Annotated in this window: 17 protein-coding genes; 7 read left to right on the forward strand and 10 right to left on the reverse strand. The window is 55.6% G+C overall.

What is annotated here, in order from left to right:
• Positions 1-35 precede the first annotated feature (35 nt).
• The 7 genes from tnpC to BcanWU425_RS20750 form a co-directional block, all read right to left on the reverse strand.
• The gene (gene tnpC / locus BcanWU425_RS20720; protein WP_231188506.1) at positions 36-1,688 is read right to left on the reverse strand and encodes an IS66 family transposase; all 1,653 of its coding nucleotides are present in this window, start codon (positions 1,686-1,688) and stop codon (positions 36-38) included.
• Between the two features lie 45 nt (positions 1,689-1,733).
• On the reverse strand, positions 1,734-2,081 hold the full coding sequence (gene tnpB / locus BcanWU425_RS20725) for an IS66 family insertion sequence element accessory protein TnpB (RefSeq protein WP_231188510.1): 348 nt from the start codon (positions 2,079-2,081) through the stop codon (positions 1,734-1,736).
• Positions 2,078-2,479, reverse strand: a complete 402-nt coding sequence (gene tnpA / locus BcanWU425_RS20730) for an IS66-like element accessory protein TnpA (RefSeq protein ID WP_204513673.1) — start codon at positions 2,477-2,479, stop codon at positions 2,078-2,080. Before tnpA ends, tnpB begins: the two co-directional genes overlap by 4 nt.
• A 423-nt stretch (positions 2,480-2,902) precedes the next feature.
• Positions 2,903-5,974, reverse strand: coding sequence for a hypothetical protein (locus BcanWU425_RS20735; RefSeq protein ID WP_231188511.1), 3,072 nt, complete (start codon positions 5,972-5,974; stop codon positions 2,903-2,905).
• A 327-nt stretch (positions 5,975-6,301) separates the two neighbouring features.
• A complete protein-coding gene (locus BcanWU425_RS20740) occupies positions 6,302-10,576 on the reverse strand; it encodes an alpha/beta fold hydrolase (protein WP_231188513.1) in 4,275 nt (1,424 codons plus the stop codon).
• An 805-nt stretch (positions 10,577-11,381) separates the two neighbouring features.
• Positions 11,382-12,416 (reverse strand): helix-turn-helix domain-containing protein, encoded by a 1,035-nt coding sequence (locus tag BcanWU425_RS20745; protein ID WP_231190892.1) that lies wholly within the window; start codon positions 12,414-12,416, stop codon positions 11,382-11,384.
• A gap of 44 nt (positions 12,417-12,460) precedes the next feature.
• Positions 12,461-13,000: a hypothetical protein gene (locus BcanWU425_RS20750; RefSeq protein WP_231188515.1), complete on the reverse strand. Its 540-nt coding sequence runs from the start codon at positions 12,998-13,000 to the stop codon at positions 12,461-12,463.
• Between the two features lie 338 nt (positions 13,001-13,338).
• On the opposite strand from BcanWU425_RS20750, the gene BcanWU425_RS20755 reads away from it, so the two are divergent.
• The 4 genes from BcanWU425_RS20755 (at position 13,339) to BcanWU425_RS20770 (ending at position 16,785) form a co-directional block, all read left to right on the forward strand.
• On the forward strand, positions 13,339-14,190 hold the full coding sequence (locus tag BcanWU425_RS20755; RefSeq protein WP_231188517.1) for a DUF4747 family protein: 852 nt from the start codon (positions 13,339-13,341) through the stop codon (positions 14,188-14,190).
• Positions 14,191-14,287: 97 nt separating this feature from the next.
• Complete coding sequence (locus tag BcanWU425_RS20760; RefSeq protein WP_231188519.1) at positions 14,288-14,746, forward strand: hypothetical protein; 459 nt, start codon at positions 14,288-14,290, stop codon at positions 14,744-14,746.
• 499 nt (positions 14,747-15,245) lie between these two features.
• Positions 15,246-15,581, forward strand: a complete 336-nt coding sequence (locus tag BcanWU425_RS20765) for a hypothetical protein (protein WP_231188521.1) — start codon at positions 15,246-15,248, stop codon at positions 15,579-15,581.
• A 79-nt stretch (positions 15,582-15,660) separates the two neighbouring features.
• Positions 15,661-16,785 (forward strand): AAA family ATPase, encoded by a 1,125-nt coding sequence (locus tag BcanWU425_RS20770; protein ID WP_231188522.1) that lies wholly within the window; start codon positions 15,661-15,663, stop codon positions 16,783-16,785.
• A gap of 418 nt (positions 16,786-17,203) precedes the next feature.
• On the opposite strand, the gene BcanWU425_RS20775 is transcribed toward BcanWU425_RS20770, so the two are convergent.
• Together BcanWU425_RS20775 and BcanWU425_RS20780 are read right to left on the reverse strand one after the other, a co-directional pair.
• A complete protein-coding gene (locus BcanWU425_RS20775) occupies positions 17,204-17,851 on the reverse strand; it encodes a hypothetical protein (RefSeq protein WP_231188523.1) in 648 nt (215 codons plus the stop codon).
• A 55-nt stretch (positions 17,852-17,906) separates the two neighbouring features.
• A complete protein-coding gene (locus BcanWU425_RS20780) occupies positions 17,907-18,893 on the reverse strand; it encodes a hypothetical protein (protein ID WP_231188524.1) in 987 nt (328 codons plus the stop codon).
• Between the two features lie 5 nt (positions 18,894-18,898).
• Here BcanWU425_RS20780 and BcanWU425_RS20785 point away from each other — a divergent pair, with 5 nt between their 5' ends.
• Positions 18,899-19,159: a hypothetical protein gene (locus tag BcanWU425_RS20785; RefSeq protein ID WP_231188525.1), complete on the forward strand. Its 261-nt coding sequence runs from the start codon at positions 18,899-18,901 to the stop codon at positions 19,157-19,159.
• Between the two features lie 303 nt (positions 19,160-19,462).
• Here the strand turns inward: BcanWU425_RS20785 and BcanWU425_RS20790 are convergent, their stop codons facing one another.
• Positions 19,463-20,824 carry a tyrosine-type recombinase/integrase gene (locus BcanWU425_RS20790; RefSeq protein ID WP_231188526.1) on the reverse strand — a complete coding sequence of 454 codons (1,362 nt, stop codon included), beginning with the start codon at positions 20,822-20,824 and terminating at the stop codon, positions 19,463-19,465.
• A gap of 191 nt (positions 20,825-21,015) precedes the next feature.
• On the opposite strand from BcanWU425_RS20790, the gene glmS reads away from it, so the two are divergent.
• Positions 21,016-22,842 (forward strand): glutamine--fructose-6-phosphate transaminase (isomerizing), encoded by a 1,827-nt coding sequence (gene glmS, locus BcanWU425_RS20795; protein WP_204511260.1) that lies wholly within the window; start codon positions 21,016-21,018, stop codon positions 22,840-22,842.
• A gap of 89 nt (positions 22,843-22,931) precedes the next feature.
• Complete coding sequence (locus BcanWU425_RS20800; protein WP_204511259.1) at positions 22,932-23,705, forward strand: DUF502 domain-containing protein; 774 nt, start codon at positions 22,932-22,934, stop codon at positions 23,703-23,705.
• Positions 23,706-23,781 lie beyond the last annotated feature (76 nt).

Raw genomic sequence — 23,781 nt, forward strand, 5'->3', positions numbered from 1 at the left:
GCGCGACGAGCTCTATGAAGGGCGTTGCGTGAAGATCAGGCAGCCTGCTGATCGGCGGGAGTGTCGCCTTGGCGGAGGAGCTTCCATTCCCAGGGCAGCAGTTCGTGCAGACTCGATACGGGAAGATCGGCGATACGGGCGACGATATCGGCGAGCCAGGCCTTGGGATCGACATCGTTGAGACGACAGGTGGTGATCATCGTCAGCATGATGGCGGCGCGGTCGGCACCGCGCAGGCTGCCGGCGAAGGTCCAATTGCGCCTTCCCAGGGCGATGCCTCTCAATGCGCGCTCAGCACAATTGTTGGTCAAGCAGATCCTGCCATCATCGAGAAAGCGGGCGAAGTCGTCCCAGCGCCTGAGCATGTAATTCATGGGCTTCAGGACCTCGGAGGAGCGCGAGAGGGGTTCGCGCTCGAGGAGCAGCCAGGCATGCATGTCCTCGAGAAGCGGCTTGCTCTTTTCCTGGCGCACGGCGCACCGCTCGTCGGCGCCGCAGCCGTTGATGGTGCGCTCGATCTCGAACAAAGCGTCGAGGCGTCTGACCGCCTCCAACGCGATCGGCGAGACCGGTTTGCCCCTGTGGCCTTCCCGGGCGTTCTTCTCGATGTCGGCCAGCTCGAAGAAGCCCCGCCGCGCATGGGCGAAGCAAAACGCCGGCGTAATCGGCAGCACCTTCTTCTGCGGATCGAACAACGGCTCGAAGCCGTTGTAGCAATCAGCTTGCAGGATACCGGCGAAGGCGGCCAGATGCTTCTGTGGATGCTCGCCTCGACGGTCGCTCGAGGCGTAATAGACCGCCGCCGGTGGCGCTGGCCCGGCGAAGGGCCGGTCATCCCGCACATATGTCCAGATCCGACCGGTCTTGCACTTGCCCTTCGCCAGGATGCGGATGGTGGTGTCGTCGCCATGCAGGCGCTCGGCAGCAAGCACATGGCGTTCGATCAAGTGGAAGAGCGGCATGACGGCGAAGGTCCCGTGGCCGACCTGGTCGGCCAGCGTCGACAATGGCAGGTCGATCCCCTCGGCCTTAAAGCGCGCACTCTGGCGATTGAGCGGGATGTGCATGCCGAACTTGTCGAACAGAATCGTCGCCAGCAATTGTGGGCCGATGAAGCCGCGCGGCGTCGCGTGGAACGGCGCCGGCGGCTGGCTGATCTTCTCGCAATCGCGGCAGGTGAACTTCTCGCGCACTGTCTCGATGACCTTGAAGCGGCGCGGGATCTCCTCCAGCGTCTTGGTCACATCCTCGCCGATCTTCGCGAGCCGCGATCCGCCGCAGCAGGCGCAGCTCGTCGGAGCCTCGATAACGATGCGCTCGTGTTCGATGTCGTCCGGCCAGGGCTTGCGTACCGGCCGCTTGCGCGTGAAGGCGCGCACGCTCTGGGTCTTCGCCGCCGCGGCCTGAGCCGCAAGCTCATCCTCGCTCGCCGTGGTGGCGAGTTCTTCGAGTTCCAATTCCAATTGTTCGATCAGACGCGCCGTGCGCTCGGAGCGCTGCCCGTACAGTTCGCGCTTGAGCTTCTCGATCCGCAGCTCGAGATGCGCGATCAGCGCCGCGTTGTCCGACAGCTCCGCCCGCGCACTGGCAGCCACCGCCTCGGCGAGCAGCCGCGCCTCACGCTCGCCCTGCAGCGCCGCCAGGGCACTCACAAGGTCCGATGGAAGTTCGTCCGGCTTCGATATCATGAAGCCATTGAATCAGATCAAGCAGCAGATTCAAACCCAAAACGGCTATCCGATCCGCGTCGGACGCTGGGCTTCTTGCGGGTTGCGCCAATCGATTCCGGACAACAGGTAGCTCATCTGCGCCGGAGAGATCGTCACTGCTTCGCCGGCAACCGAAGGCCAGATGAACCGCCCTCTCTCCAGTCTTTTGGTGAACAGGCATGCTCCCTGGCCATCGTGCCAGATCACCTTCACAAGATCGCTTCGGCGACCGCGGAAGACAAACAGATGACCGCTGAGCGGGTCCTTGCGCAGCACCTCCTGCACCTGGAGTGCCAGCGTCGGAAAGCCTCGCCGCATGTCCGTGTAGCCTGTCGCAAGCCACACGCGCGCGCCCGTCGGAACCGGGATCATCGGCGCACCAGAGCCTCGAGAACCCGACGCAGGGCGTCTCCATCAACGTCGCCGTCGACCCGAATGCGGTGCCCGCTACCAAGGTCGATCTCGATGATGCCATGGCTCTTCCGTCGACGCGCCGCCGTCGTCGTCAATGGCGCTTCGGCCACCGCCCGCGGCGGCACAGACGACCCAATCTCGACCGGCACGAACGGCGCTATACTCGCTTCAGCGTGCTTGCAAAGCTCTTTGCGCCACCTAAACAGCTGGCTCACATGAAGGCCAGCCATGCGAGCCACCTCGGAAACGCAGGCTCCGGGCTCGAGCGATGCTGCAACAAGCCGTTCCTTCTCATCCTGCGACCACCGGCGCCGCCGCTCGACCGACGTGATCACCTCCGCCCTCGAAATCGTCATAGCGCTTCTCCTAGGATTACCCCTAGGACCTGCAGCGTTCCCGTCCGTCAAACAAGGCGGCCCTCAACGCAGGAATACGTACGGAATGAGGTTCGCGACCTCTTATGGCTGAGAGGCTGATCGACGTTCGGTCGCACATGGGTGCGGCAGGCTAGCCCGCCGACAAATAGGCAGATCGCAGGGAGAACTTGAAACGCTGAAGTTATACGCTACTTGAATAAACGGAAGCGCTGAAAGCGCCGCTGCGATAGCGAAAAGTCCCCCGGAAGATTGTTTCGACGGGTAATAAAAACTTGGATCTACCGCTCTACTTTTGCGCCGAGCAGGTAGGGAGCGAATTTGCCTTAGGTCGCATTATCGGCGCGTTTTGGTTCGCACTTCGATTACCCCAAAAAAACCGGGTTAGTTGGAAACCACGTGAGCTCATTTTCCTTCAAACTTGGAGCACCACGCGGGTTCTTCTTCGTTGAGGTAGTATCGACGACGTTCAGCACTGCTTAAGCACCTAGCCAGCTTCGACTTAGCAAAGTCGACTAGATCTTCTGCATCAAGAAAAATCTTCGACAGCCGCACTTCAGTTTGAGAGACTGAGATGACCCTATCGGCCTTTCTGTTAAATATCGCTGTCCCTGTTGCGAAGCGGTGTTCTTCAAGATCCGACAGGAGTTCGTTGTTTTCAGCATTCCATATGTAAGCGCGAGCGCCAGATACCGTCAGTACGAATCGCCCATCCTGGCTAAACTGCGCGACGCGGACAGGCTCCCTGTGAAACATGGCTCGTCCAATCTGCCTCCTTGTTTTCACATCCCAAATCCGAGCAGAGCCGTCCCGCGACGCAGACACGATCCTGGTGTCGTCGCGGCTAAAATTAGCATCATAGATGATGTCATCATGCCTGACTAACTCGAATGCTATTCCCCCGTCTCGGACATCTCTTGAGATTAGGGCTCTTTGATCTTCAGAGGTAGTCAGGATTTGGGTGCCCGAGGTGCTGAATCGAGCAACCCGTGAGTCAGCTATGTCTGCCAGTTCGCTGATCTTCTCGCCCGATCGAAGAGACCAAATAGTTGCCTTACCAACTTCTTCGAAAATGGCGAATAGCTTTTCATCTTGAAGGTCAATCGCGAGTCTCGATGCATTCCCAGGGATATGCGAGACAAGTCCACCGTTCTGAGCGCTCCAGACACTTATGCCATTTTCATTTCCATAAGTGATGACGTATCGCCCGGTGTATGAAAAAAATGCCTTTGGTGACGTCCTCCCCAAGACGGTTAGAGGAGATGGCAACGTGTTCCACAGCTGCGGCGGCTCACTACTCGAAACTGTCACAATTCGTTCTTGTGTCGGATTGATTAGAGCTCCGGTCAGCTTCGTTGGACCTTCGCTTAAGACGAACTGTTTGATGCCGTTGCGCCAGACAACCGCCTTTCCCTTTTCACTGGATATCGCATAAGCCCCCCCTGCATCATCGAAGTCGAAGTCCAATATGAGTTCATTCAGCGGAACAGACACAAGGTCGTCTTGATCCACGCTCCATATGCGTGCGGTGCCGTCATCTGAAAACGTAAGCACCAACCGTCCATCAGAGCTAAAACCAACGCCGTTGATTGCTTTTTCGTGACCCGCGAGTGTAGCGATCCTCTCTCCTGTCTCTCGATCCCATATTGTTGCGAAGCGATCGCTAGCAAACAGGGTCACCAGTCGTTCTCCGACAGGGCTAAAGCTTACTTGGTGTTGTCCTGTGAGGGTTTCAGTGCCTCGGAAGACGGCGATTTGTCGCCTGTTTCGTGTATCCCATAGATATGCGAAGCCGCGATTGGTCGAAATAATGATCCGCGAATTTTCCGGACTCAACGCGACCGATGTTCGGACGCCCTCGTAGTTGAAGGCCGGGGAGAATTTTGCGCCTGTTGCTACGTTCCAAACTTCACCTCCTGTGACAAGATAGTTGCCATCGGCGCTGAAGAACATCTCGCTCGAACTATAAGAGCGCTCTTCGCGCAGCACAATCGCCCGCTGTGAATCCAACTCTATGATCGATACGCTTTCGTCCGATTCACGTCCCGCGACTCTGGTCCCATCAGGGCTCACAACCGGGTAGAGAAGTTCAAATGAGTCTGTCTTTTCTCCAGTTTTGAGATTCCAGCGCTCGACAAAGCTATCATCTCTCGTTCCGACGAGAGTGTGATCATGAACAACATTGGGATGAAAGTTCTTTCCTACCCAGATTGTTTGCAACAGTTTTCCGCTTCGCAGATCCCAAATCCTGAGAGTCTCGTCACCAGTGTAAGACAGTAACTTATGGTCGGGCAAAAAAATAAATGCGATTGAGTTTTCATCGATAAGCGTGTGGCCATTTAGTTTCGCAATGATCTTTCCGGACGGCACATCCCACAAGGATAATTCGTCGCTAGTGACCGTGACTACTGATTGGGAGTCGGGGCCGAAGGCCGCTCTTATGACTGGCTTTGCGTGTTTGAGTATTTGACGTTCGCGGTTGCTGCGCAGAGCGTTTTCTAGTGCGACAATAGCCTCCCTAACAACAGGGCGGCCCTGCTGCCCCTTTTGAGGCAATGCCTCCAAAGCCAAATTCATGGCCCGACTTCCGTTTCCCGCGGTCCGAGACTGTGAGGACAGATCGGCGAGAAATCGGGATTGGGAAATTAGCGCCGTTTTTCGCGCGGCATCGGCTTGCAACCAGAGGTAAAAGAATGTTCCTGCGATAAGAGCCAGGATGGCGGCATAGACAGACACCGTGAGCGTAGAACCGTTCTCGCCCAAAACGGACCACATCCGATCTAAAAAGGTAGGTCGATCGGGGCGCCGATCTCGTTGTCGGACCGCGCCAGAACCTAAAAGTACTGGGATCCACCATCGTGATATGAAGCCGCCATAAGGTGCGCCGGAGTTAAGTTCAAAGTATCCGCTGTGACCCACGCCGTGAAATCGATTGCAGAACCGTTGCCCCTCCAGCCCTTGCAGACCAATTCTCCCGGCCATACCCACCCCGTATACCAACAGGGTCAGCAAGAGTATGCCGTCGCGCGTTCCACACTCGTTGATTAATCGACCTACGGGCTTTCCGACGCCCACTACGTTGGCGAGGATTGTGTTGGGAGAGATTGCGGCCCCGCACAGGATGACCGTGTTTACTCGCACCTGCGGGGACAAATCAGCATATCTTAATGTTTCGACGACGAGGTAAGCTCCGAAGCTATGCGCTACAATATCAACGCGAGACCAATTGCGGGATCCTGCCGCGGCCTCCAGGTAAGCGCGAAATTGCCTAACTGCTAAGTTTCGTACGAACGGTACGAGGAACGAAAACAATGTAAATATGCCATACCGATAGTGCATGAGCTCATCCTCACCACCTATAACGTTCCACCGACTGTCCTGACCAAGAGCATCGCCCAACCTTTTTTGCCACCGACCATAAGTTCGTATTCCGTGCACGGTGATCACGAGATGGCCTGAAGAACCTTCATTGCTCATGCTTCAGATCTTCGATTTGAAATCGGTTGGCGGGCGATCAAAGAACTACTTTAGCTAGCTCGGTGGAGTGTGCAAATAAGACGTTTATTCGACGCGGCTCGCGGATTGATCGGTCGACCAATCTTCAGGCCGTCTGCAAAAGTTGGTATCGTCGCTTCTGAGCTTCTGAAGCCGGAACGGTAACGGCGCGTCCGCTCGCTTCGCGACGATAGCCGCATAGTTCACTGGCTGGCAGCTTCGAAAGCTGTCCTGTGCGCGATGGGGGAGGGTGCTTACGATGTTTGCGAGTGGACATACAGTACAGCTTGAGAGCTTGAGAAGCCGTGTTTAACGGAACATAATTGCAGTCTCGTACATAGCGCTGACGATAATGCCTGCGTAACCAACTAGCCCCCTCATCGTGCACTCTTGAGCAATGTCAGCCAGCTGCTCGTATATCTCAACGCGCGTTGTGTCCTCTGGAATTGTGGAGAGGTGAGCGATGGTGAAGTTGAGAAATTCTTCATTGCTATTTTTGCTAGCCATCATCCAAGGGCGCTTGTCGTGTAGCCTCACCGGGCCCGGAGCGCCGGTTTTTTTCCTGGGAAACGCGGAATGCCAAAATGGCAGGCAGCATAGCGATCTTATGATCGGTATAGGGATGGGTGGGGCTTCGACTGGGAAACTGTCTGCCACGCGCCAAAAAGTAGCCCTTAGGAAAGAAGACGTTGCCTCTGCGCCCAAATTTATTGCGGCGCGAGCAAAGGCTATTCTCAACTCTTCCGTATCGCCTATTCCTTCAGCGAATGCGGCTGCGGCCCGAACCGTTTCTGCAGCATGATTGCCGTAGTATCCGACATAGATCCCAAGAGCCTGCAGAGCCACGACAGAGGACTTGGCGTCGCGAAAGCTTGCAATCGCTGCCAAGAGAAATTCTCGTTGGTGAAAACGTTCGACCTGAGTCCCGATCATGAGTTGTGCGAGCGCTCGCCGTTCAAGGTTTGAAAAGGACGAGCAAATAGCCTCTGCATCCGTTATTCGTAGGTCCTTGAGATAACTTAGAGTTATTTCAATGACGTCGACGCGATCAGCATCGTTGCTGATACGACAAATATCTGCGCATAGGTTCTGTTGATCGACAGAGGCTGGAGCTTTGTGCCGCATCATTGTGCGCAGAATGACGCGGTATTCCTGGTCTGCTCGAAAAATACCGTTACCCACAGGAGCAATTCTCCCCTGGTTACCAAATGAATCCGCTAACCAAGCGTGCGAGCCTAGCATGAGGATTAGCTGAGAAACGGAAATGCCATCGTCAGCACATATATGCTCTAAAAGTGACAATCGCGCCGGTGAGCTGGTTGCGCCGGACAATAGAGATGAAAGCACTGCGGGATCGTTGCGGTATTCCGCTAAAATAGCTTTTGAGAAGCCCGCAATGCCTTCAGATTCGCCTAGAGCATGCTCGAAGTTCATCTTGGCATAAGCCGAGGTGTACGGCGAGCTGAGCGCCTTCAGGCAGACGGTGTTCCAGTCAACGCCGATGGTGCTCAGGTCACAGTATACCTTCAGCTTGAATGCGAAAACGCAGTAGTCCTCTCGCTGAATGAGCTCGCTCTGGAGGCTCGAGAGCGCCTCTAACGCTCTGGACCTTAGGTTAAAGGTGGCATCGAGAGCTAGATGCAGAAGTGTTTCGAGGGCGACGATGGAGGGAAGGTATGTTATCTCCAGGTCGCCGATCTCTTGTTGCGGAGGGAGGCGCCACCGCTTTCCGCCTTCGACGAACTTTGTCAGATAGGAGTCTGGAGACCAGTTAGGAGGCTTGGCGTTGTTTGCTAGGTCGATCGAAGCGCGAAGAGCATTTGTCCCGACTTTGCCGTCCCACAAGTTCCGACTCGTTGAGAGGTGCTGATGCAGGAGTCGGGTACATGCGTCCACTAAGAGTGAGCGCATTGGCCCTTCCCAGATCAGGGCACACCTCACAAATGCAGATGCCGTGCCCGCTTGCATGAGGCTGCTTTCGGCGATTCTGATAGCCTGCTCAATCGCCGTGCTCTTGAGGGGTTCGCTTAGATGGCTGGCAACTTCTGCGATGCCCGACAATCCGAAGTGCAGGCGAGCGTGAGATAACGCAAGGCCTTCGCTCCACAGACCGGTCTTGACCAAATTTACGCAAGTTTGCGCATCGATGCTCTTATTCATCTCATTGATTGAGACTGTACCCAAAAAACTCCGAACAAGAATGTCAAAGCTGGGCAGTTCTCGACAATCCCATGAGATCGCTTCTTCGTAGATCTTTTGAATGTCGGCTCGGAATGAATCCTCTTGTGATCGTGCTGATTTGAGCGAATGCCAGGCGTTTGGCGAATAAACGTCGCTACCGTCGGCACGCGTGTGAAGAATTGATTGCAGACATCCCTGCTCGCCTAGCCTGATCAGGTAGTCAGTCAGGTATTCGATCGTATGTTGATCGTCCGGGATCAAATGCCAATAGTTTGGATAGTTCGGATTCACCCGATGAAGAAAGGCGGCCAAAACATGCTTTGGTGACTGGTCCAATCCGAGAGGCTCCGCCAAACTGAATTTTGTCGACAGGACAGCGATCGCTTTTGCGCGCATAACGGAATGCATACGGTAGTCCGCCCGTCTATTCTCAGAAGGAATGCTCACCTGCTCAATGAGAGACATCGAGCGGAGAGTTCGAAGAACGCCATCCGCGTTCATCTCATCAGCGAGCGCACAGACATTTTTGACAACCAGGGCGTTGAAGGTTGAGCTGGGTTGCAGGATGGAAAGCTGAGCGAACTGAAGCAGAAGATCAGGCGATAGCCGTCGTAAGCTAAGATTGATACAAGCGTTTAGACTGAGGTTTCGAGCAACTTCTTCGTTCTTCTCGTGCTCGTAACCCGGGATGTCGAGCGCCTGCAACCGGGATTGCTCGCTGTTAAGCTGTTCCAGTAGTTTGCGAGCAGTGACGCCGAATTTTAGTTGATAAGCGGCAAGTTCGAGAGCGAGCGGTAAAAAATCTAAGGCTTGGGCAAGGCTTGTTATGTCCGGCCCACCATGAAAGTCGCCTCCAGCCCGTATACTGAGCAATTCCGAGGCCTCGGCCGGAGAAAGGCTTCGAACCGCAAAGGTGACAGCATCTAGTGGCCACGCCAACTTCATTTCGCGCCCGGTTAGGATTGTGCGACAGTCTTCTCCTCCCACTTGAAAGGCCTGCAAATCGCTGAGCTCCCAGACGTCGTCTAGGACAATGAGAGATTTCTTATTCTTGAAGAAATTGCGTAGATGAATTGTGGCTGCTTCCGCTGTCGGGAAAGAGGAAGGTCGGTTGGGGGTAAGATTCAGGAATGCAGCTTGGCGGGAGGAAATGTCTGGTTGTTGGCCAATGCTGACCCAAAAGATCCCGTCTGGGAAAGCGGCCCGCAACTCGGGGGCGCGAGCGACCAGAGCCGCGGTAGTGCTCTTTCCACAGCCACCAGGTCCAGCCAAAAAGAAAAACCTCTCGCCTGATACTTGAGAGTTCAAGATCGCGTTGACAACGTCCCCGACCAGTTCTGAACGGGGCAACATTTTTCGCGTAAGCTCGGGCACACCAACTAAGCCGTCTAGTGAGAAAGGGCCATGTTGGTCCTCGGATTCGGCGTTAGATGTTGGCAGGCTTGGTGGCTGGGCTGCACTAGGAATTTCAGCAATTTTGGGCCCTAGCCGAGTTTGTAAAGCAGGTCTGTCTGTCGACTTATCTCCCGGTATCTTGGATTCGAGGGGATTGTCCTTAGAGCTTTCCGTTGCCTGCTGCTGCGCAGGGTGGATTACGTCAGCGAGTTTTTCGAAGTCGGACAAAAACTTCTTCAGAATGCGATGCTGTAGCTTACTTGCATCAAGGGGCTTAACGATGCTTGCGTGATCAGAGCCGGGGATTTTAAGGGGCTCGAACCCCGGCTGATGGAAATAGGCAGATGCGGAGAACGGCTCGACAACCTGGCGGCGCAGGCCAATCCAGCGCTTCACTTGGATCGTCTTATCTTCCAGCAGTTCCCTTCCAATGATCCGGACCTTGCCGCTGTTAAGCAGCGTTTGAAAATCGTCATGAAGGTCATTAAGCGACGTATTGGTTTGCGAAAACCGCAGGACCGCAGCTTGCGTATGTTGCATTGCAAAAGATAATAGCGTTGCGAGATTCGCATCGCGCGAACCGCGCGAAGGCGAAGCCACCAGGAATAATCCGATATTGGGCCCGAGATCTGTCAGCCTTGCTTGGCTGGATACAAGAAAGCGGCGCACTACGATGCCACCTAGGCTGTGGCAAACAAAGATGATGTTGCGCAGATCCAGCAGCCCCTCAATGGCGAGATGTTCGCGTAAAGCAGCTGCCGCATCTGCTATACTGTATGTTCTCGACGAAACGGAGGTCCGATAGGTGAAGATGTAGATTCCCATCTTCTGGAAATCGTTCTCCGCTTTCAGCAGCTCCGGCCAGGACGGCTTTCCCCAGGCTCCATCTCCATCGGAGAGAATGCCGTGGACAAACACTACGAACGTATCCGACGCCTGCTTCCGAACGCAATGTAGGCCAAACGCCTTCAATCCCGATTGCTCAAGAACGGTGTCGGACGCCGCCATTGCAATTCTCCCATCAGCCCGTCGGCGGTCGGCTGGCTCCCTCGTTCATCGGGGAGGGCCCACGTTGTATTCTTCCCTAAAGACCACCAGCCGTCGAGTGGGCCTGGCCCGCAATTTCGGTTCCGAGATGTCTCGAATTGCTTCCCGGCAATTGCTCTGCCCAGAGTGACGGGCCACGCTCGCTGGCTGACCCGACCCGATTTCGATTGAACCAGCTGACGTACCAGAACGCGTATGATGCACATCCGGCTTGGTCTTCCGTGACCTAAAGTATCGACCGTCTTCCACCACCGACCTGGCAGCTGCTGACCCGCCGTGACCCAATCGTGTTTGTAGCCGCAAAATGACCACCGAATCGGCATCTACTCCCGGCGCGGTGGAAAAGGCGGCGGCTTGGCGCTTAGTCAGCTTCAGCTGCTCGGAAAACGAATCGTACTCTTTCAAAAATGTCCAGCTTCGTGACGAGGTGCGTGACCGGGCTGAGGCGGACCGCGACCGCAATCGCTAGATTTAGCCTACAGTTATCTCGATATCGGCGGGCACGTCGTTGAACCGATACCAGACTATCGGTTGAAATTGTGTCGAGGATCATAATGGGGATAGAAGTGGTCTGCACGACGACGTAATTTTCACCGTGTCGAGCGGTTTGCGAGTCGTCGGCTCCGATGGGGCGGGATAACGGGCCCACTATGGCCTTCTCCCTAGTAGGACTGGAGCTCGTTAAGGGCGGCTAACTGCAAAATCACTATATCGTTCCGCGCTCTTGCTGCCGGCCTGGTTATCGGAGTTCAGCAACGCTCCCTACTCATTTCACCGAGGTAAGCCTTCGACCGTTGGGAGGAGGGGCTTCTTGAGCGGTCAAATTCCAGATCAAGCCTTCGAGTTCATCTAGAGGCAAGTTCAGATTTTTCGCGATATCGTTCTTGGTAGTCCGCTCCGTCCAGAGCTGCGTTAGAACCTTTCCCCATATGACGGAGGATTCCCGCTCGATCCCGCCGGGCTCGGCCAAACGGTAGCCCCGCTTTGCCGCCTCCATGATAATTGATTTGTATCGCCAATCGGACAACAGACCCAATTGGTGAAGCCTGTATGAGAGTGCCATCGCCGAAACACGCCATCGGCGTTTAGCGTCCAAAATAGACAAGATAGTCACAGGCCGATGAATTTGGGAGCGAACGTCCTTAGCCGGCATCAAAAATGCAGACGCAAACCCGTTCGCTTCTCGTTCCGCTGCGCGCGTTTCCTTTGGATCACCATGCTTGTGCATGACAAGATGGCCAAGCTCATGCGCAGAGTCAAAGATGCTACTTTCCGCCGTTTTGAAGTTATTCAGGAAAATGTAAGGCTTGGCATCTCGCCAAAATGAGAATGCATTAACAGCAGCCGTGTTCTCTGCAAGGGAGAGAACACGCACACCCTTCGTCTCAAGAAGTGCAAGCATATTCCCGATGGGGCGTTCTCCCAAGCCCCACTGGTGTCTCAGCGCGACGGCTGCCGCTTCGGGGTTGCTCTCACAACTTAGGTCGATCAGCTGTTGATCGGGAAGTTGGAAGCGCGCTTCCACCCAACCGTATAGCTGTAGGCCGAGCGATCCAGCCGAAACTGCTGCGTCTCGCTCCTTTGCGCTCATTTTGCTGAAGCTCCGGAAGCTGACTGCAAGCGTGTCTATCTCTTCTGGATCACCGCCGTAGAAAAACTCGCGCGGAAATCCAAGAGCTCGGACGAGCTTCTCGAGAGTCACCTCATCAGGATCGTTTGTGCCTTTCTCGAGCCGAGAAATTGTGAGTTCGGCTAAGTCGCTCGTCTCCGCAAGCGCCTTCGCCGTCAGCCGCCGGCGCATTCGCGCCAAGCTGAGCCTTTTCCCATTGAACATTGCGCGCCCAGCTACTTCCGTACGATCTGCGGATCGAAATCCTGACCGGTGTCTGGAACGTCCAATACCCGTATGGTTGACCCATCGTCGCTTCCGTGAGCGAGGTACAAACGTTCGATCATTGCAATAAATCTGCCAGCTTCCAGAACTGGCCTTGATAGTTCAGCCGCGCCCTTGTCGTCTACCATCAGATAGAAGAACTGCCATTCACGCGGGATGCCGGGCACATATTTTGGCAAATGTTCGAACAATCCCGGACTGGCAGCGCGTGCGGCGCCATTTCCTTTCTTTGTTCGCGGTTGCGGATCATATCGATCAACACACGCGAGATCGACGTTGCAAAAGCCGATTGCGAGCTTGAGCACCTCGTTTCTGATAGTTTCGACCCCATTCGAACGATTGACCATCCAATCGCCGCCAACGAAGCGATCCCGTAGCGCCCAAGTCCCGTGGTGATATCTGAAAGTACCTTCTGCGTTTGCAGCGTGGAAGGCGGTGACGTTAGCGCCTTCAAGAACTGCGATATCGCGGATCTCCAATAGCTTGTTCAAGGACAAGGTGAGCTCCTGGAGTCGGGGTTGAACTTCCCATGGCTCTCTCAGGATAACGGTCTCGACGGGGTTCATCGATTCGCCTTGTGTGTTTTCTCGACCTACTGGTAGGTGAAAAAAATCAACATGGCAAGCTTTCTTAGAGCAACTGTTGATATCTTGCGTGCTGCATCAATTTCGGATTGCGGTAAATGCTTCACTCTCGGACCAACGGCTCTCTTGACGTGATGTGGAAGTGCTCCACAGCCCAATGCACCTGTTCATAACACCCAACCCATTGCTCGCCTCGGTTGCGGAGCTCAACCACGTATGAAACGCTTCTCGTGGGGGAGAGGCGAATGGCCGATAACGTTTCGATCGTAATGGGCGCGTTGAACATTGCCGCGGACCCCCACCCGGCGGGCATCTACCGTAGATTGTTTGCAGCTGCGGCCGACGTACCCGTAAAGATCTGGGGGTCAGACTGGGCGAAGATAACGCCCCCTGTTGATCGAGAAAGTGAACCTCCAAGCTTCTACGGTCGCATACTGGTTTGGACGGAGATCGACCGACAAGGCAAATGGCTTAATCAAGCGGAGGATCGGGAGGCGACGCCGACTGAAAAACGCGACATTCAAATCCCTGACGATCTTGACCCGAATTTCCGGTCTTTCAACTTCGTGTTTGTCGAGCGCAAGCATTTGCTGGTCGTGGAATTCCAGAACGAGCTCGGGGAGAATTTAGGTGCCCGGCGAGCGGAAGCCCTATTTCGAAAGCTCTTCGTTAAAGACGAACTCGAGGAAGGCGAGCCGAGGGTTGAAGTTACCGTTGTACCTTCGGCCGAAGCACTGGACATGATCTTCGCAATGCCCCGGTTGAAGAAGCTCGAAATAAATGTCGTCCGACCCAACCCTGACAGTCTCGATGAGCAGGAAGAACGAATTCTGCAGAAGCTGCTAGATCAGGGAGCCAAAGAACAAACGGTCGTGTTGAAGAAGCGGCCTGGAATTCAGAAGTTGACGCCTGACGAAGATACGCGGACTTTGGCGAAAGTCGCCGCCAACAATGGATCTGTTTCGGCGGAGGGAAGGGATGACGATGGAAAGACTGTCTTCGAGTCTACCAAAGACCATCCAAAAACTGTCAGGGCTGAGGTCGTGGGCACTTCGTCAGTGGCAACGTTTTTCGCAAGGATTGCATCATTTCTTTGAGCATTGGCGCGGGCAGTTACGTACCCTGCGCAACTACTGGACCGTGTACGGCGGACGATCTGGACTGCTCAGATCTCCGTACCTTCATGTTTCCGTCGTGCTGACAGCGATCTGCTGGTTGTTGTGGCCGTCGGGCGAGAATGCGGCCCATGCTGCAGACATTGCCGTGGGTGTTTTGCCCAACCTCCTTGGGTTTACTGTAGGCGCGTTGGCAATTGTTCTGGCGTTTTCATCTGCGGACATTTTTAAGCTGTTGTCGGAAGACGGCGAGCCCACGTCGTTTTACCTAACGTTAACAGCGAACCTCGTGCATTTCATATTCGTGCAAGGCGCAGCGCTCGTTACTGGCATCGTGGCAAAGATTCTTGATGTTCGGTTGTTGGATCTTTTGAGTCTGCTATTGCTCTTCTACGCCGTCCTCGTCACACTATCGGCTGCGCTGCAGCTTTTTCAGACAGCGCGAATCTACAACGCAAAAGCCAGCGTTCCCGCGAGGTCAGTCAAAATTGAACGCGAGCGCCCAGCGAAGCCGCGGGTCCTCCGGCGAGCGAAGTGAAAATCGGTGGCCCGGCCTCAAAAAAGTGGACAGCTGCTGGGATCAGCCTGATGCGGCGTCGCCCTGATGCAACGCATTCGGAGCTGATTGCATCAGCGAGATGCGCGCAAGTCGGGGTCAACAAGTCCACGATCAGCCGCCAGATCGATAGCGGCGCGGTGCGGTCTCATACGGAAAAATCGTGCTATACTTGTGAGGAATGGCGAAACAACGTCAATCTGAGTTAGTCTCGACGCCGGGCCGGCCGAGCCGAAGGGCGGGAAGGTCGCCGACCAATTCAGCACCATGGGGCTGTCACGCGGCAATCGCTCAAGTTGTCCAGCACATTACCAAAAATAGGCGTGCTAAAGCGCGAGGGCATAGCGGAAGGTCTCCACAAAATTGTTTCGAGGGACAATAATGAAGGGGACAAGGGGCCGCTTCAGCCTGTTGAAAAGCCGAGACCGCACCTGCCCGTCCTCCGGCGATGCCCTCGGGAAATCCGCCAAAAGGGAGCCGCATGGCCGATCGCATAGACGAGTTTTTAGATTCGCTTGAACCAGATCAACTGCGCGACTGCGGGAACCGTATCAGAAAGCGTTTGGGCCGTGGTCGACCGGAGGGAGCAACAAGCAAGACTGCGAAGACCCTTCAATCAAGGTTTGCTGCGCAACTAGTTCGGCGACTCCGAGACGCCTATATGCGGAAAAAACAAACTACGAGCGTGCCTGACGAGCTCAACGAGGAGTTTCTGATCGCTGCAATGGAAAAATATCCCCAGGCGAAAAAGAGCACAGCGCGCGAGCATGTTCGAAAGGACAGGACTTATCGTCATCGGCTCAAGAGTGGAGATTAATTCTACGATTTTCTTGCCATAGACGTGGCCGGAAAAATTGGAAATGATGTGCCAGATACTTGAAGCGGAGTAGGTTGGCATGAGTAAAAAGCAACTGGTAGCGCGGCCCTTAGACAGCTTTCGCGCCAAGCAAATCACTTGGTTGTTTGAGCCTTTCATTCCGCAAAGCTACATAACCACTATTTGTGGCGATGGTGCGGTTGGAAAATCGACAATGATATACGACATCATTGCTCGGCTAACGGTAGGCAGGCCCATGCCTAGTTTTGGTGAGGATGCGCCAGCCGAGAGCTCATTGTCAGGCTCCGCAATAATCCTGTCCAAAGAAGATGACCCGCGGGCGATGATGCGAACTCGGCTGGAAGCAGCAGGAGCAAATCTATCGAAGGTTCGCGTTATCGGGACTAGCAGTACAGCCGATGCTGAAGACTTCAATGTGATTGATCGCATTGACACAAAGCTTGGCGAGATTGAGAACCTGATTCGTGAAATTGGGGATGTGCGCGTCATCGTGCTCGATCCGTTGACGGATTTCGCAGGTGACCTGAGCATGTACAGGGACGACCAGGTTCGTCAATTACTCACGCCACTTGCAGAATTAGCGAGGCGATACAAAATCGCGGTAATCAACGTCCTTCATACCGTCAAGGGGACAAAGCGAAAGGCACGCGAGCATATTCTCGGAAGCGTCGGACTTGTGAACATATCACGCTCTGTCCTGTTGGTCGGAAAGAGCCTCGGAAGCGACCAGACCCTTCTGATGACGGAGAAGGCAAATCTTGTACGTGACAAGAAGTCCGTTGCTTTCGCGATCCGAAGCGGGTTGAACCAGCAACCTGTTGTGGAATGGGCTCACGAGTGGGAAGACGATGTCGATCCAAACGTCATTTTATCAAAGCCGACACCCCACGTAACGAAGCAGCAAAAGGCAGCAATCCAACTATGTAAAGCGTTGCGTGATGGGCCAAAGCCCGCCAACGAGATGAGAGAACTTGCGAGCGTTTTAGGCCTTCACTTCAATACAATCAAAGCGGCCAAAAAAGAGATTGGAATTAGGAGTGAGAGGCGAGACGACGGTTGGTGGTGGTCTCTTCCAAAGCTCATGGCTCCGGTGCGGAGAGAAAGACTAGTTCAGGTGCGGAGAGATAGACTAGCTCCAGTGCGCCGAGAAAGGCTGGCGCCAGTGCAGCGTGAAAGACTGTAGCTTCCAGTCAAATCGTCAGGCCTCGTGACAAAGGTGCACGTGTTGCTTGAAATATCCATACTCAGCCTTGCGTCTTGCACCACCACCTGTGCGGTGAATTGACGGACGCCAATGTCGATCAGACGTGCGCTGAAGTGGGCTACATGATCAGTGAACAATGTAGCCTGCTTCTGTGCGCATAGATTATCCTCAATGATAACAGTTGGATACGTGTTCTAATTGTCAAATGTCTTGCTAATAAGAGCGCAAAATCGCCCTTACCAATTGTTAGATGCGCACGTTCTTCCAGCTGAAGGGTTAAGCCCTATACACCGTCTTAGGAGGGTAGCTCACCTATGGTGCCAATCGAACGTTTCAATCACTAGAAAGCTGAGTACTAAACAAGTCGGCCCGGCAGCGCTGTCGCCATGGATATTGATCAGGGAACGAGAGCGGACCGCGCGGCTTTTTCGATCCTCTCTCGCATGGCGCCTTTTAACATATGGCCACTTCGCCCGGCTGTTGGCGCGAACAGAGACCTCCCGTACACATTCCCGGCCCTCAGCCCCCAGTACTTCGCTGCGCGCATGCAAATCACAACGCGCTTGCCAGCCTCCGCTTCTGGAAACAACACGTTCTGCGCCCAATCAAGCGCCTTGCGGCTTGAGGGGAGGGCCGCGAGCACATCGTGATCGGTGAAGGTTTTCGAATGATAGGCCCCGATATTCATAACAGCGATCCTGTCGAGCGCGCTCTCCCAATCGCCGAGAAACCTCAGTCGACTCCGCCGCCATTCATATCCTAGACTCGAAGGGTCATTGGGCAAAGCCGCTCGGCCCGTTCGCTGCTCGGAGTAGAAGCGCTGGCCGGCGGAGGTCTTCGCGAAAGTCGCATCGTGTTTCGAAAGACCCGGCGAAAGGTACAAGAGGACAACGCGAGCGTTTTGTAATGGTCCGGAAAAATTAAGCGGGAGACATCGGAGGTCGAAGGCGTGCTTTCCTTTCAATCGCGAAAAGATAGGCGCATCCGCTGGATGCATTGTCTCCTTCGCGCCGATTTGGCTCCAGAACTTGAAGATGTCGGTCATAGAATTGAAATCCTAACGCAAAGCTCGAGGCCAAAGGATCGGTCCCTTGTCCTTTTCAGAAATTGCTATTTGCGGGGAGCAGTGGAGTGTTATCAATCCTTACCAGAGTGCGATTGACAGGGAATTCCGATCTGCTGGCCGCATCGATCATATTCTGCACGGTGCGTGACGCCCGCAAAATGGTCTGACCTAACCTTCTGTCAGTGTAATACACGAATCCAGCCCTGGTACTGAACACGCGCGGTTTGCGCGGCGTGTCTTTCCTGTTTGGCCTTAAGCTGTTGAAATACGATCGTCCCAACTGGCCAAAATCTCTGACCTTTTTCAGAAGCAGTCGAGTTTCCCAGAAAGCGTGGTGATCGAATTCGACTAAGTCTGCAATACCCCCGATTTTCAAACGTCGAAGAGCGGCGGCACCGCAGACCCTGATTTCGAGATGTATGCAGTAGACTTCCCCGGTCAGCTTAGCAAATAGGGGGCGGTATGCGACGTGATTTAGGGAGGCCCATCTGCGGTCGGTATATCTTGTGCCCTTGAAGTACCGAACTGTCCCCTTGTGCTTCCGCTTTACGAGATGTTGGTCGAGGTATTTCCACATTTCATCGCGCTCTTCTTCGGTGTTGAAGATTAAGTCGAGCGTAAATTCGGCCATGTTCAGGTGGATGCCCGGCACGGTGCTCAGGAATTTGCGGAGTGCAGGGGTTGGCTGCCTGGTCTCTATCCTCTGTATTAGCCGCGGATCAAAGCGCGCTCGGTGACCTGGGAAATTTCTATCTATGTCGGTGCCGCCAGGGCCGCATTGACTTCGAATGAATGCCTTTTCCTCCTCGGTGAAGACGTTCTCAATCCAGAACGCGATCTTGTCAAAGTATGCATACGTGGCGCTAGGAATCACACCCTTGAAATGAGAGGGCGACGACTTGTTCGTAGTGTAGTGCGACGTTTGGGGGGACATGGATGGTTTTCCCTGCTGCCACGGAAGAGCTTGCTCTGTTCGTTCAAGAATGAAACTGCCGGAATAGCGTTGGCCATTCGTGCTCATGTCGTGTGACCGTCATCGACTCTGCGATAGGTCTTGCCGTTCACTACAATGACGTCCCCAAGCTCGGGGAGCATTCGGCAAACTTTGTTGATTTGGGCAATTGCGAGAACGTCCGAAACTACAAACATTCTTTTGGAGCATTGGGAGTCTGTGAGAGCACGACTCTTAAGTTTGCCGTGCCGCTCAAGATTCCGGATGCTGCTAAAGCTGATGCCAAGAAGTTCGGCAGCTTGATGCCGATCACACAGTTGCGCGTCAGGCGATAGAGGACGAGAAGGAAGGCGGGGCTTACAATTATTGAGTTTTGCTGGCCGTTTCATGGCTGCATCCCATAGCTACCGCTCTCATCTCTGGAGAGATGAGCTGCGAAAGTTAAAGGATTGCGCCGGGCCCTGTTAGGAATGCCGCGGTGGTTCCGCAACCGAGAGGTCGGGTACTTCCCCCCGACGATCACCACTTCGTGTGGTCTTTCATATCATGCCACCACTTGATAAGCGAACGCAAGTACCAGGCGCAACCTACGAGAGACGCGACGGTTTAAATTTTCTGCGAGCGTCAGAACGCATCCCTTAAAGCGGTCCTGGCGCGATCAGTGCTGAGTTCGGACGGGTGCGATTCACCTCAACCGGGGCGATGTTTATGGGAGAGTCGAGGAGATTTGAAATGTGCATGCTGAGAGCAGCAGCAGCATCCGCGATCTCGTCCAGGAAGTCATAATGGGAATAAGTTCGAGCGACTTTCGTGCCGACAGAGTGGCCAATGGCATGCTCTTTGACCTCGTACTGGATGGGCGGCTTAATGATATCAAGGGTGGTACGAAATGTTCGTCGCAGATCATGAGTTGTGAACGGTCGCGAGTGCGGAAGAGATGACCGCATTTTGTCTTGCAAGAGCTTCGTCATCTGTCCCCAGGCGTTGAACGGGCCTCGTCCACGAAGCGCGGGGAAAACAAAGGGGCATTTGTAAAGGCGTGGTTGAGCATCTAAGATTTGCAATACTAAGCCGGGCAATTTGATCTCTGCGGGATGTCCCTTCGCGCCATCGACGACCGGCAAATGCCACACACCGTTACGAATGTGCGTCCACTGTAGCGTGTTCGCCTTTTCACGTCGCTGTCCTGTTAGGAGAAGAAAGCGGCAGAGGGCTCCGAACGTTCCCAGTTCGTACGTCACACGCCAAAACGCGACGATTTCCTCAGATGTGAGAACGCGATTTCGAGCACGCTTGTCATATTTGCGCATTCCCGGAATGATTGGGCTCACATATTCTTCCGTGGGGTCCAAATTTAGAGCGTAATAGTTCGCCATTGTACGGAAGATTGTAAGGACCGCATCTCGCATTGACGGGCTATCGATGGTGTCATCGAGATGTTTGATCAGCTGCGCGCGCCGGACGAGCGCAAACTCTTGATCCTTGAAGGCGGGAATCAAGTGCTTGCGGATGCGTTGCTCTGTCACTCCGCCGGTGAGGTGCCCTTTTTCCTTGATGTGCTTTAGTATGAAAGTTTCCGCGACGTCCTGGAACAGCGAAGGGATGCTGTTGTGTTTGCCAATTGCTCTCTGAGGATCCCGTAGAAAATCGAGTGCCGAGTCTCGGGCGGCTGCTATGGACATTACAGGGTACCGACCCAGCTTCGTGACGCGAGTCCGCCCGTTGGCGAGATACCACATAACGCGCCAGGTTTTCGTGCCTTCGGGATTGACGCGGAGGATCAGACCACGCACACGGTCGTCATAGAAATCTTTGGGGGTTTGGGTCGGAGCGCCCATTTTGTCGAGCTTGATCGTTGGCTTCAGACTACGAATCTTGAAATCCGAGAAATCAACCCGCTCGTCGCGAAATGGCATTGTTCGGAACTCAAACAATTGTTGAGGGTAGATGGAGTGCAGCGCATTGACAGGCGGTGACAATGCTTGGCCGCGACTATCCATAAAGATGCTGCAAAATGCTAGTCAAAACATCGGCTTAGCTGCTATGGCGTGGCAGGCTTAGACAGCCCTCGGCAAGCCGATGTTCTCACAATCAGCAATAATTATTGAGTATCTGGTTCCTTAGGAACTTCGCTAAAAACTGAGCTGGTCGTTTAGGCGATTTTTCGACGATTTGGGGGATATTGATCCGCATGTGCGGGATTGTCGGCATTCTCGGGCGCCAGCCGGTTGCAGAGCAATTGGTGGATTCGCTCAAACGTCTTGAATATCGCGGCTATGATTCCGCGGGCGTCGCCACGCTCGAGGGCAAGCATCTCGAGCGCCGCCGCGCCGAGGGCAAGCTGAAGAATCTGGAGAAGCGGCTGGAGGCCGAGCCGCTCAAGGGCACGACCGGAATCGGTCACACCCGCTGGGCCACCCACGGAAAGCCGACCGTGAACAATGCGCACCCGCACGCGACCGAGCGTGTCGCCGTCGTTCACAACGGCATCATCGAGAATTTCCGCGAGCTGCGCGAGGAGCTCGAAAAGAAAGGCACGGTGTTCCACACCCAGACCGACACCGAGATCGTGCTGCATCTCGTCGACGACCTGCTCACGCGCGGCAACAAGCCGGTGGAAGCGGTGAAATTGACGCTGGCGCGGCTGCGCGGCGCGTTCGCACTCGGCTTCATCTTCGCGGGCGAGGACGATTTGATGATCGGCGCGCGCAACGGTCCGCCGCTCGCGATCGGCTATGGTGACGGCGAGATGTATCTCGGCTCCGACGCCATCGCGCTCGGGCCGTTCACCGACACGATCAGCTATCTCGAGGACGGCGACTGGGTCGTGCTGACCCATACAAGCGCTTCGATCTTCGACAAGGACGGCCATGCCGTCCAGCGCGAGAAGACCAAGCACGCGGCCTCGACCTCGCTGGTCGACAAGGCCAATTACCGCCACTTCATGGCCAAGGAGATCCACGAGCAGCCGGAAGTGGTCGGCCACACGCTGGCACGCTATGTCGACATGGCGACCGAGCGGGTCTCGCTGCCGGTCAAGCTGCCGTTCGACTTCAAGAACATCCAGCGCATCAACATCACGGCTTGCGGCACTGCGAGCTACGCCGGCTTCGTCGCAAAATACTGGTTCGAGCGTTTCGCGCGCGTGCCGGTCGAGGTCGATGTCGCCTCCGAATTCCGCTACCGCGAGGCGCCCTTGCGCAAGGGTGATCTCGCCATCTTCATCTCGCAGTCGGGCGAGACCGCCGACACCTTGGCCGCGCTGCGCTACGCCAAGGCCCAAGGCGTGCACACGGTGGCCGTCGTCAACGTGCCGACCTCGACGATCGCGCGCGAAAGCGAGACCGTGCTACCAACGCTGGCCGGCCCAGAGATCGGCGTCGCCTCGACCAAGGCGTTCACTTGCCAGCTCATGGTGCTGGCAAATCTTGCGATCGCGGCCGGCAAGGCCCGCGGCGAACTGACCGACGAGGACGAGACCAAGCTCGTTCACGGGCTCGTCGAAATCCCGCGTTTGATGTCGGATGCGCTCACCACCGAGCTCCAGATCGAGAAGCTCGCGCGCGAGATCGCGAAATCTCGCGACGTGCTCTATCTCGGTCGCGGCACCAGCTTCCCGCTCGCCCTCGAAGGGGCGTTGAAGCTGAAGGAGATCTCCTACATCCACGCCGAGGGCTATGCCGCCGGCGAGCTCAAGCACGGCCCGATCGCGCTGATCGACGAGACCATGCCTGTCGTCGTCATCGCGCCCTACGACCGGGTGTTCGAAAAGACCGTCTCCAACATGCAGGAGGTCGCCGCTCGCGGCGGCAAGATCATCCTGATGACCGACGCCAAAGGCGCGCAGGAGGCAACCGTCGAGTCCCTCGTCACCATCGTCATGCCCGATATGGCGGCGGCGTTCACGCCGATGGTCTATGCGGTCCCGGTTCAGCTGCTCGCCTATCATACGGCGGTCATCATGGGGACCGATGTCGACCAGCCGCGCAATCTCGCGAAATCCGTGACGGTGGAATAGGCAGAAGGGTCGAGTGCGGGACGCTTCGTGGTCTTCCAAAACCTGCTAGAAGACCCTAGCTTGGACGAAGCGACTGACTTGGAACCCGAATGAACCCCCGTGACGACGCGCCTGCGCCTCTTGATGCCGTGCTCGAGCCGCATACCGGCCTGATCGGCCGCTTCCGTAACTATTTCCTCACCGGCCTCATCGTGACGGGGCCGATTGCGATCACGCTGTATCTGGTCTGGTGGTTCGTCACCTGGGTCGATGGCGTGGTGCGGCCGTTCGTGCCGCTGGCCTATCGGCCCGAGACTTATCTGCCCTATGTCATTCCCGGCTGGGGGCTGATCGTCGCATTCTTCACGTTGACGCTGGTCGGCTTCCTCGCGGCCAATTTGATCGGCCGGACACTGGTCGATGTCGGCGAGACCTTCCTCGGCCGCATCCCGGCGGTACGCGCCATCTACCGCGGCCTGAAGCAGGTGTTCGAGACGCTGTTCTCGGGCAAGGGCTCGAGCTTCCGCAAAGTCGGCCTGGTTGAGTTTCCCTCGCCGGGCATGTGGTCGATCGTGCTGATCTCGCAAGCGCCGAACGAGGACGTCTCCCGCAGCCTGCCGGGTCAGGAGGAGCACGTCTCGGTGTTCCTGCCGTGCTCGCCGAACCCGACGACCGGCTTCTTCTTCTATGTGCCCAAGAGCAAGATCGTCGAGGTCGACATGAGCACCGAGGATGCCGCGACGCTGATCATGTCGGCCGGCGTCGTGCAGCCGGGCTCAGCGCCCGATTCGAAGAAGGCAGCGGCGCTGGCGGGCATGGCGAATGCCGCGCGTATTGCCAACGCCTCGGCGGCGGTGCAGCCCCAGCCTGCGAAGGTGGAGTAGGGCCATTCCCCTGCGGGATGGCCGCCGTTCACGCGGGCGTCTCGTCCTCTGCTAGTCTCCGATTGAACTGAGCGCG

Source organism: Bradyrhizobium sp. WU425 (genome assembly GCF_021052305.1).
GTDB classification, from domain to species: domain Bacteria; phylum Pseudomonadota; class Alphaproteobacteria; order Rhizobiales; family Xanthobacteraceae; genus Bradyrhizobium; species Bradyrhizobium canariense_D.

Bases quoted from the DNA above. Each gene is read 5' to 3' on its own strand.
- BcanWU425_RS20790 (WP_231188526.1), bottom strand. From the start codon at position 20,824: ATGGATAGTCGCGGCCAAGCATTGTCACCGCCTGTCAATGCGCTGCAC.
- tnpC (WP_231188506.1), bottom strand. From the start codon at position 1,688: ATGATATCGAAGCCGGACGAACTTCCATCGGACCTTGTGAGTGCCCTG.
- tnpA (WP_204513673.1), bottom strand. From the start codon at position 2,479: ATGACGATTTCGAGGGCGGAGGTGATCACGTCGGTCGAGCGGCGGCGC.
- BcanWU425_RS20770 (WP_231188522.1), top strand. From the start codon at position 15,661: ATGAGTAAAAAGCAACTGGTAGCGCGGCCCTTAGACAGCTTTCGCGCC.
- glmS (WP_204511260.1), top strand. From the start codon at position 21,016: ATGTGCGGGATTGTCGGCATTCTCGGGCGCCAGCCGGTTGCAGAGCAA.
- BcanWU425_RS20755 (WP_231188517.1), top strand. From the start codon at position 13,339: ATGGCCGATAACGTTTCGATCGTAATGGGCGCGTTGAACATTGCCGCG.
- BcanWU425_RS20765 (WP_231188521.1), top strand. From the start codon at position 15,246: ATGGCCGATCGCATAGACGAGTTTTTAGATTCGCTTGAACCAGATCAA.
- BcanWU425_RS20800 (WP_204511259.1), top strand. From the start codon at position 22,932: ATGAACCCCCGTGACGACGCGCCTGCGCCTCTTGATGCCGTGCTCGAG.
- BcanWU425_RS20735 (WP_231188511.1), bottom strand. From the start codon at position 5,974: ATGAGCAATGAAGGTTCTTCAGGCCATCTCGTGATCACCGTGCACGGA.
- tnpB (WP_231188510.1), bottom strand. From the start codon at position 2,081: ATGATCCCGGTTCCGACGGGCGCGCGCGTGTGGCTTGCGACAGGCTAC.
- BcanWU425_RS20740 (WP_231188513.1), bottom strand. From the start codon at position 10,576: ATGGCGGCGTCCGACACCGTTCTTGAGCAATCGGGATTGAAGGCGTTT.
- BcanWU425_RS20745 (WP_231190892.1), bottom strand. From the start codon at position 12,416: ATGCGCCGGCGGCTGACGGCGAAGGCGCTTGCGGAGACGAGCGACTTA.
- BcanWU425_RS20780 (WP_231188524.1), bottom strand. From the start codon at position 18,893: ATGAGCACGAATGGCCAACGCTATTCCGGCAGTTTCATTCTTGAACGA.
- BcanWU425_RS20775 (WP_231188523.1), bottom strand. From the start codon at position 17,851: ATGACCGACATCTTCAAGTTCTGGAGCCAAATCGGCGCGAAGGAGACA.